Genomic DNA, 5,924 nt, shown 5'->3' with positions numbered 1-5,924 from the left:
TATAGCTGTCGCCAAGTGTATTAGGACATAAAACCCAAGAATTAATTGGCGGCACGAAGCGCCGCCAATTAATTCTTGGGTTTTGATTTGTCCTAATTACAAGTGACTGTAGCTATATAGAGAGATAGCTAGGACGAATCAAAACGCCAACCTGATGTTGCTATACGGTCTGTCAACGATTTTAGTTGAATACATATAATATACACAAAATATAAGGCATTAATACAGTATATATTTTGTGTATATTATATGTATTCAACCTGTTCTGATTTGTTGCTCTAGGCTCGAAAAAAAGCTATTGGCGCTCAAGTTAGATGTTCTAAATATATGTTTTTTTGGGCTTAACCGCTTATGTAAGCAAGGAGAATCAAATGTCTAGGCAAGATTTTCGGCAAAAACATCGTCACAATTGGCTATTCAGATGGTCGGGTCGATTAATTAAGTATTTTTGCTTGCTTGTTCTTGGTTTTGGTCTTGTAACCCTTATGGCGATCGCTTTGGATTTTTTTCCTGCAATTACTTTCGTGCTTCCTATCATTTGTCCGATCGCTAGGTTTGCGGCTACTTTTCTCCTTTTCTTGGGGGCGATCGCGACAATTATTGAGGGATTGCGATAAATTCCTGAAAATAATTGCCTAGATTAATACAGGTGTAAACCTAAGAGGTGGAAGAGAGGTGTGAGTTTTTAGCTCTTCAGGCAGTTTATGTACCAATACGATCGGTGGCAGCTATGGCATGAAAAATTTGGTGGAGAAAAATATTGTTTAATACACAAAAAATATGTGCTATAATAGTTTCTCCGAAAGGTTAAGCTCATGTAAATCTAAGGTTAAGCGAACATGCGATCGCCTAAAACTAAAGAAATAAATATATAAATAATATATTTTTGGTGATGCTTTTCTTTTCTATGGCAAGTATTCCTGTGATTGTTAATATGTCTAACTCCCCAAATCCCAAAAGAAAGAGACTAAATCTCGACCTAAGTAATAACGACTACGAAATATTACAAAAGATCTCCGACGAATCAGATAAGAATATGTCTGAAGTTTTACGAACAGCCTTGGCAATCTATAACATTGCCCAAGAAGAGAAAAAAAAAGGTCGCGAACTAGCCATTATTGAAAACGATGAGATCAAAAAGATAATTATCTCTCCATAATATTAAGTCTCTAATCAAGATCGGAAACTATGGGAATCAATTTGGAAATCAATCGTAAATGGATGTGAATAGCCACAAGTTTATCTCAACCCTCCTCTATTGAATTTGTGTTAATAAGATCACTTTTTGTAAATTACTATGAACGCTGACTTCTCAGAAGCAATCACTCAAACCAAGCATAAACAACTGGATCTAAGCCTTTCCCAAGATTTTCAAGGAGTAATGCAAAAGACCGTGGACAATGCGGAGGGGGAAGTTGCAGATATCTTATATAAAGCCATCGAGACTTATCAACTGTTTCCAGTTAAAGACCATAGCCGAATACCTAACCTTGGTCAATCAGTCAATAGGGTCTATCGATTTTATCTGCCCGCCCCAGCTAGTGAAGAGCAAGTAGTTGAATTTAGACAAAATGTGGAATTTATAAGACGAGCGAATCCTGAGTGGGAAATTAGTCCAGAATTTCCTGAAGATGGGGAAGAGGAAGTTGTAGTGATGATTTATAGCGGGGATGGCAATTACTTAAATAGGCGTGCTGATTATGTAATCAATCAGATTAATCAATCATTAACTAGTTTTTTACAAGATAGTTATGACTAATGCTAAATCTCAAGACGATAATCCCGAAAAAAATACCTCTTCAGCAATTGACAAGACTTTTACTGGAATAAAACCCATTGTTACCACAGTAGAAAGTTCTACTTTGCCTATCCAAATGCCTACCATATCGCAGGAATTATTTGAGATTTTGGCTGAAAAAGATGCCTTAGGCTTATTAAAATTTTGTCAAAGCTATGACGAAAAACGATTTGAGTTAGCTAAACAGAAGGAAGAAAATCGACATCAGGAAACCATTGCCAAGGAGAAGTTTAAGCTTGAAAGTCAAACATCCAGTGAAAATATAAAAAAGATAGCATTAGCTGTCGGTCTTGCATTTTTTGCTCTAGTGTTAATTTATTCAGGTTTATGTGGAAATCAAGATTTGCCAGAGAAGATATTTACTCTTGCTGTTGGTGGATTTGGTGGAGCTGGTGTTGCGAATTCACTAAAGAGACAAGAGGAAAAAATTTAATTTCAATTTCTGGCTTTAAGACGAGACTGGACAGATTAAAACCCCAAAGATGAGTGGCAGTGCAGGCACTGCCACTCATCTTTGGGGTTTTATGTTCTTCTAATGCGAGTACCGCCCGCTTAGCGGGCGGTACTCGCTCCTAGCTACTTAGTAATAAAGCCTCAAGATAGAAGTGGCGGCGCGAAGCGCCGCCACTTCTATCTTGAGGCTTATGTCCTACGGTAATGGAATTTATTTTAATTGGAAAGGCTTGTACTTGCCTCCCAATCCCTCAACAATTGTGCGAGTATTAGAGATTAGCATTCCTGTATAAGTCTCTGCTTCGCTTCCCTTTGAACCCAATCCATCGGCATATATTTCCCGTTCTGCTACCTTAACATTTGCTTCTTTGGCAACAGCGTTAATCAATTTGGGATTGATCGATACCTCAGCAAAAATTGTCGGAACTTGGCTGGACTTGATTTCATCCACCAATTCCTTGACTCTTGTGGGGGTGGGTTGTTCTTCGGTGCTAATGCCATTCAAAGCTCCTTCCACGGGGATTCCATAGGCTCTAGCATAGTAGCCAAGAGCATCATGGGTGGTGACTAGTTTACGGTTACTGGGGGGGATTGTCGCGATTTGATCTTTGATCCAAGTATCAATCTGTTCTAATTCATTAACAACCTTAGCTGTATTTCGAGCATAGGTATCAGCCTCCTCTGGACGGAGATTGCTCAAGCTTTTGCTAATTGCTTGCGCAATTTTGATACCATTTTGGGCGTTGTGCCATATATGGGGGTCGGTTTCTTTTTCGAGGTTGCGATTTTCTGGTTTGACATCTTTTGCCTTGCTGTGGTCATCTCCTGCTTCCGCAAGCAAAGGATTGGTTACTGCTAACTCATTCACGGCAACTTTGGGGGCGTTATTAGAGCTAGCTTTGATTAACTTGATCAAATTTGGCTCAAAGTCATAGCCTCCATAGAGAATTAACTTCGCTGAGTCGATCGCTTTGCGGTCTTCGGGTTTGGGTTGATAAAGATGCGGATCGGTGCCAGCTTCAATCAGACACTTTAAAGCGATCGTCGAACCTGCAATTTGTCTGGTGAGATCACAAGTAACGGTATTGGTCGCAACTACTAAGGGCAAATTTGAGGGCAAATTTGAGGGCAAATTTTCTGATGGGTTTGTCGCTATGGGGGATTGGGGTTTAGGGGGTTGGCTAGAAGTCGTGATACTGCAAGCATTGATACTAGTGACAATAGCCATCAATGCGACGATCGCCGAAATCTTGATCCCTTCGTTGGTTTTGAATTTGGCGATCGATCTTGTTGGTTTGATAGGCATAGTGGCGAGATAAAATGATAATCATTATCATAATACCTAGGAACGCCAAAAAGAAACCTTTTCTAGTAAATCAGTGATCCAACCTTGCTTTTGAATGGGCTTTTGAATGGGCTTTTGGGTCGGCTTTGGTGAGGGCTTTGGTTTGCGATCTCCTTTGCGATTGCCTTTGCTATTGTTTTTGGTAACCTTGCTTTGATTGAGCTTTGGATCGGTTAATTCCAGAAGATGCTCTAGGGCTAGAGATTCTTGAGGATTGATATAAAGCGATCGCTTAAAGCTTGCCTTCGCCATTTCTGGCTGATTGGTATTTGTGTAAACCACGCCTAGGAGAGCCAGACATTGACTATTGTTTTCATCCATTCTTAAGATAGCCCGCAAATCTTGGAGGGCAATTTTCCAATTGTTTTGCAAGATATTGATTTCACAGATTTTGATGCGTGCATCGAGCATTGTCGTATCAATTGCGGCTTCTGACTGAATTAAGGTCTCATCAGAATTAGCTGTCAAATTACTGGTTGCCTGTGGGGTAGCATATTGTAAAGTCGAGGTCTCTTGAGTTGCGGGCACTTGAGTTGAGGATAGGTACTGGAGGCTATAGCTGTAACTGGGCTTTGATGGTGGCGGCAGAAAATTTTGGGTGTGGGGTTTAGGGCTTGTAGGCTTTAACATGGGGGCAAGAACTGGGGGCATATTCGCCGCGCCATGCTGATAGCCTTCCTTGTAGAGGATGTAAACCAGATTTAACTCGCTGATCTGCGCTGTAAGATCTAGAATCTGCTGAAGCGATTGATATTGTACTTTCGCGATTTCCGTAACCAAACGTTCGTAAACCTCGTCGCTAGGGGAGCCCATTAACTCGCAGGCGCTCTCCGAATGAATCTGGATATTACGCGACCTCAGCATTAAGCGTTTGGCAAGTAACTTAAATATTTCTTGATAGGCACGGCGATCCTGCTCTTTCATCAAGGCATTGTAGGCAGGATTGACTAGTTTTGCGAGATATTGGGTGGCGATGGCTTTGTCATCTGCTGAAAAGCCATAAATGTCGGGATGTAAAATGCGGGCTATTCGCAGGTATACATTGCGGATATACGTAGGATCGCTGACAATCGGAAAACCTAGCGCCGCGTAATAGTCATGGTTATATTGACTAATCCCGCGATCGAAGCGGATAAACTGAAATTTTGCCTCCTTGGGCTGGTTCATATATTTGCCCGCGACCGAATGATGTTGGAAAATTGATCGACCAATCACCATATATATCAATAAAGTCAGAAAAAATAGAGCGCTATTTGCCTTAACTTTGGAATTTTCTGAGGCTAGAACAGCCGATCTCAATTTCATTGGTTCGGGGATAGGCAGTTAATAATTTTTTAAATAAATTAAAATCAAAACTGCGCGGATCGATCCGAGAGCCAGAGCGATCGATGATTTTATGGGTAGTAATCCGCTCTAGGGGGACATTGGTTTTGGCAACCAGCCATGCCAGCGATTGATATTGATCTTCGGTATATCCACTATGGGTATAGTCTTCATTCATGCCGTCTTCAGGAGTCTCGAGCGAGATGTGATAGGCAAAGTTATTGACAGAACGGGGATAGCGTGGATTGGTTTGTACTGCTTCCTGTCCTAACGCACTTACAAACTCAGAGTCACCTGCTCCAAAAGCCCGTTTATCGGGGGGAACGAGGTAGATAACCGAGCCATCAAGGGCGATCAAGGTATGATAACTTGCCTGAATATCTTCATCGGTATGGAATTCTTGAAAGAAATTGATCGTACCGTTCGTAGAACCCACTGTTTCATGAAGGACGATAATTGGGGCATAGTTAGCAGGTTTGCCCGATAGATCCCTCAGATAGCGATCGCCATAGTTAGAGGCTGCCGCCAAAGCCACAATTTCTCTAGGACTAGTGGTGATCGCCTTCTGAGAGGCGATCGGGGGCTTCGATGTAGTTACGGATTTCCGAAAGCGCTCTAAAGTAATGGGAATAGAAGTTAGTGCTGCGGGTAATGATGGTTCAGGTGGATTGGCTGGTGGTTGGACTTCACAGCCCAAGACTGGAGCGGATTGATTGATAGCTGCTGAGAAGTAAATATCTTGGGGTGCTTGAGAAGAAGCGTTTAGAGCAACTTTATTCCGATTGTTATTATGATTTTTAGCCGACTTGAAGGTAGCGATTCCATTGGTTTTGGCTGGCTCAGCCGAGAGAATTAAGCCTACTAAGGTGAGTAAAAAGATGGCGATCGCTACTAATCGTTTGATTTGCATAGGGATTTAATGATTTGATTTTGAAATTAAAACTTTGAAATTAAAACTTTAAAACTAAGTCCCTCAGCATAATTAAAATCCAGATCTAAAACCTG

Annotated in this window: 7 protein-coding genes; 4 read left to right on the top strand and 3 right to left on the bottom strand. The window is 41.3% G+C overall.

Features of this window, described 5'->3' with window-relative positions:
- Positions 1 to 371: 371 nt before the first annotated feature.
- The 4 genes from AC805_RS16965 (at position 372) to AC805_RS16950 (ending at position 2,231) form a co-directional block, all read left to right on the top strand.
- On the top strand, positions 372 to 617 hold the full coding sequence (locus tag AC805_RS16965) for a hypothetical protein (protein WP_055076480.1): 246 nt from the start codon (positions 372 to 374) through the stop codon (positions 615 to 617).
- Between the two features lie 317 nt (positions 618 to 934).
- The gene (locus AC805_RS16960) at positions 935 to 1,159 is read left to right on the top strand and encodes a hypothetical protein (protein ID WP_231663451.1); all 225 of its coding nucleotides are present in this window, start codon (positions 935 to 937) and stop codon (positions 1,157 to 1,159) included.
- Between the two features lie 138 nt (positions 1,160 to 1,297).
- Positions 1,298 to 1,759 carry a hypothetical protein gene (locus AC805_RS16955; RefSeq protein WP_055076478.1) on the top strand — a complete coding sequence of 154 codons (462 nt, stop codon included), beginning with the start codon at positions 1,298 to 1,300 and terminating at the stop codon, positions 1,757 to 1,759.
- Positions 1,752 to 2,231, top strand: a complete 480-nt coding sequence (locus AC805_RS16950) for a hypothetical protein (protein WP_055076477.1) — start codon at positions 1,752 to 1,754, stop codon at positions 2,229 to 2,231. The genes AC805_RS16955 and AC805_RS16950 overlap by 8 nt, the downstream gene beginning before the upstream one ends.
- Positions 2,232 to 2,462: 231 nt before the next feature.
- Here the strand turns inward: AC805_RS16950 and AC805_RS16945 are convergent, their stop codons facing one another.
- The 3 genes from AC805_RS16945 to AC805_RS16935 all read right to left on the bottom strand — a co-directional run bounded on the left by AC805_RS16945 (position 2,463) and on the right by AC805_RS16935 (position 5,829).
- Positions 2,463 to 3,557, bottom strand: a complete 1,095-nt coding sequence (locus tag AC805_RS16945) for a metal ABC transporter solute-binding protein, Zn/Mn family (RefSeq protein WP_055076476.1) — start codon at positions 3,555 to 3,557, stop codon at positions 2,463 to 2,465.
- Between the two features lie 36 nt (positions 3,558 to 3,593).
- On the bottom strand, positions 3,594 to 4,763 hold the full coding sequence (locus tag AC805_RS16940) for a DnaJ domain-containing protein (RefSeq protein ID WP_231663447.1): 1,170 nt from the start codon (positions 4,761 to 4,763) through the stop codon (positions 3,594 to 3,596).
- A gap of 91 nt (positions 4,764 to 4,854) precedes the next feature.
- Entirely contained in the window at positions 4,855 to 5,829 is a 975-nt protein-coding gene (locus AC805_RS16935; protein ID WP_055076474.1) for a peptidoglycan recognition family protein, read from the bottom strand.
- Between the last annotated feature and the right edge of the window lie 95 nt (positions 5,830 to 5,924).

Origin of the sequence: Pseudanabaena sp. 'Roaring Creek', assembly GCF_001402795.1 — a bacterium.
Classification (GTDB): Bacteria; Cyanobacteriota; Cyanobacteriia; order Pseudanabaenales; family Pseudanabaenaceae; genus Pseudanabaena.
This window is presented reverse-complemented; position numbering and strand designations above follow the sequence as displayed.